Below are 2835 nucleotides of genomic sequence, written 5' to 3' on the forward strand. Positions count from 1 at the left end.
ATCAGTGTGGGCACCTCCCGGGTATGCTTCGAATATCCGATTGTTCAGCCGGCCGCGATTTCGGCCTTCCGTGCGATGGCCCAGATAAAGCCGGCCAACTCGCGGGCAATCGCGGTGGTGACGACATTGGCCTGCTTGCCGGTATGGGTCAGGCGGCGATAACGCCGACAGAGGCGCAACTGCGCCTTCCAGGCGATCTCGCGGATCGGCCGGGGCAATCCTTCCTGGCGCAACAGCAATTCCCGGCTGACCCGGGCGGGATGTCGGTAACTCCAGGCCGCCTCGATCAACATCCGCCGGGCGGCGCCGTTGCCCGCCTTGGTGATGCCACCTTGCCGGCGGGTTTGCCCACTGGACCGTTCCGAGGGAACCAAGCCGAGATAGGCCATCAGCTGTCGCGGACTGGCAAATCTGGTGATATCGCCGAGCTCGGCGACCAAGGTCACTGCGTTTACCAGCGCCACACCCCGCAATGCCTGCAGCGCCTTCGCCACCGGTGCCAGGGACCACGCCGGTACGGCCGCCTCGATTTGTCGCGTCAGCCGATCGCGCCGTTCCGTTGCCGCTTCGACAGCGGCAATCAGGTCCTCGAGGACGATGTGATGGAGGGGCTGCTCAAAGCGCAGTCCCGACAGCCAGCGCCGGTGCATCAACGTCCAGGCTTGACGACTGTAGTGTCGCCCATGACGCAGCAGGAAGCCGGACAGCTGCTGGCGCGCCTGCCGTAGTGCTCGCACCGCCATCAATCGAGTCCGGACCAGGTCACGGATCGCTTCATGCGCCGGATCCGGCACCCAGACCGCCGTCAATTCCCCCGCCCGATGCAGCCTGGCCAGGTTCACCGCATCCCGACGATCCGTCTTGATCCGTTCCCCCGGCTTGCGAGGGATCAGCGACGGCGCCACCACCACGCAGTCATGCCCGGCCGCCGTCAGCTGTCGCTGGATCCCGTAGCCACATGGACCCGCTTCATAGCAAAATCGCAGTTCCCCGCCCACGCGCTGCAACTTCGTCACCACCCTCGTCAGCGCCTCCGGGGTGTTCGCGATCCGGCCATACTCGCGCACGTCATCGCGGCCGCCAGATTCCGCCAGCGCGACCGTGATCGTCTCCTTGTGCACGTCCAGCCCGATAAAAGTGATATGCTTTCCCATGACCCGTCTCCTATGCATTGAGGCTCGGCACCGGACCTCCCGGCGCAACCCTCGGAAACCTGCATACTGCGAGACGGGTCACCCCAATCTCAGGCGAACATCTGGTCTAGAGCACTTTCCGATCCATCCGGATCGGATGTAGTGCTCTACCACATTGATAAACAGAGCATCTTTATCTGATCAGATGACTCCATCTGATCAGATGATGCTCTAGGTTCCGTACCTATTGCCATGACTACGGGAGTTTTGATTCAAGTCTCTACGGAGGGTTTGGATCATGGCGGAATTATTCTGGCTGAACGACGTGCAATGGGCTGCGATCGAGCCGCTGTTGCCCAAGCTCGGCGGCAAACCGCGGGTGGACGATCGCCGGGTTCTGAGTGGCATCCTGCATCGCTTTCGCGAGGGCTTGCGGTGGCGCGCACTTCCGGAGGCTTATGGGCCGCGGACCACGGTGTTCAACCGGTTCAACCGCTGGAGCCAGCGTGGCCTCTGGCAGGAGATCTTCGCGGCCCTTGTCGCCTGCGCGGATCCCCCGCGCATCGCCATGGTGGACAGCACCTCGGTTCGGGCACATCGCGCGGCCGCGGGCGGTAAAGGGGGGCGCAAAGCCAGGCCATCGGCCGGTCGAGGGGTGGACGGACGACCAAGATCCACGCCGTCGCGGATGACCTGGGGCGCATCGCCGCCGTCCTCCTGACGCCGGGACAGGCCTCCGATATCAGTGGCGCCCGAGCGCTTCTCCCCACCATGCCACCGCCAGAAGACCTGATCGCCGACAAGGCCTACGACGCCGATGACCTCCGCGCCTTCCTCACCAGGCAGGGCACAAGGCCGGTGATCTCGCCCATGCCAAACCGCCGCGCCATACCGCCCTTCGACCCCGTCGCCTACAGAAAGCGCAATCTCATCGAGCGTGCCTTCTGCAGGCTCAAAGACTGGCGCGCCATCGCTACACGTTACGACAAGACCGCACGAAACTTCCTCGCCGGGATCTGCCTCGTCCTCGCCGTCACCGCGTGGATCAGTTGAGTCCAGAACCTAGTGTCCCGAATCTGAAATCCATCGGATTTCAGTGTCAAAGTGGACACTGGAAAAAACAATAGTTTAGTGGCCTGCTTGTCCCTGAAATTCACCCACGAATTTCAGGGGCAGGACACTCTCATGTTCGCCATTTCAAGCTGCAGGCAAGAGATTTCTTCTGCTTGCTGATGAGCAAGCAAGCGGTTCGGTTTGACTGCGACTGGGTAAGGCTGGAGGCGCAATCCCGAAACGACGGTAGATCATCCTCTGATACGCGGATTGGAACCGCAGGACCTGATGCGTCGTGGAGCTGCCTCGGTCTAGGGACCAGCGTCGGAAAGTCCCGGCTGATAGTGGCTGCGAGGGTTCTCCGGCCGTGACCGCGCCTCCAGCCTTGCCCGGCTGCAGATGGGTTTGATCAGTGTGGGCACCTCCCGGGTATGCTTCGAATATCCGATTGTTCAGCCGGCCGCGATTTCGGCCTTCCGTGCGATGGCCCAGATAAAGCCGGCCAACTCGCGGGCAATCGCGGTGGTGACGACATTGGCCTGCTTGCCGGTATGGGTCAGGCGGCGATAACGCCGACAGAGGCGCAACTGCGCCTTCCAGGCGATCTCGCGGATCGGCCGGGGCAATCCTTCCTGGCGCAACAGCAATT

General features: G+C 62.7%; 2 protein-coding genes and 1 pseudogene. 1 reads left to right on the top strand and 2 read right to left on the bottom strand.

Annotation, left to right across the window (positions count from 1 at the left end; genetic code table 11):
• Window positions 1-44 precede the first annotated feature (44 nt).
• Complete coding sequence (locus tag RT91_RS19650; RefSeq protein WP_035189638.1) at window positions 45-1154, bottom strand: IS110 family transposase; 1110 nt, start codon at window positions 1152-1154, stop codon at window positions 45-47.
• A gap of 277 nt (window positions 1155-1431) precedes the next feature.
• On the opposite strand from RT91_RS19650, the gene RT91_RS21080 reads away from it, so the two are divergent.
• Window positions 1432-2186, top strand: a protein-coding gene (locus tag RT91_RS21080) for an IS5 family transposase (RefSeq protein WP_205409000.1) whose coding sequence is annotated in 2 segments (ribosomal slippage) — window positions 1432-1759 and window positions 1759-2186 — 756 coding nt in all. Because the reading frame shifts where the segments join, the coding sequence is not laid out codon by codon here.
• 452 nt (window positions 2187-2638) lie between these two features.
• Here the strand turns inward: RT91_RS21080 and RT91_RS19665 are convergent.
• Window positions 2639-2835: pseudogene (locus tag RT91_RS19665) on the bottom strand (IS110 family transposase); the annotation flags it as partial.

This window comes from Acidiphilium sp. JA12-A1 (assembly GCF_000724705.2).
Lineage (GTDB): Bacteria > Pseudomonadota > Alphaproteobacteria > Acetobacterales > Acetobacteraceae > Acidiphilium > Acidiphilium multivorum.

Bases quoted from the DNA above. Each gene is read 5' to 3' on its own strand.
- RT91_RS19650 (WP_035189638.1), bottom strand. From the start codon at position 1,154: ATGGGAAAGCATATCACTTTTATCGGGCTGGACGTGCACAAGGAGACG.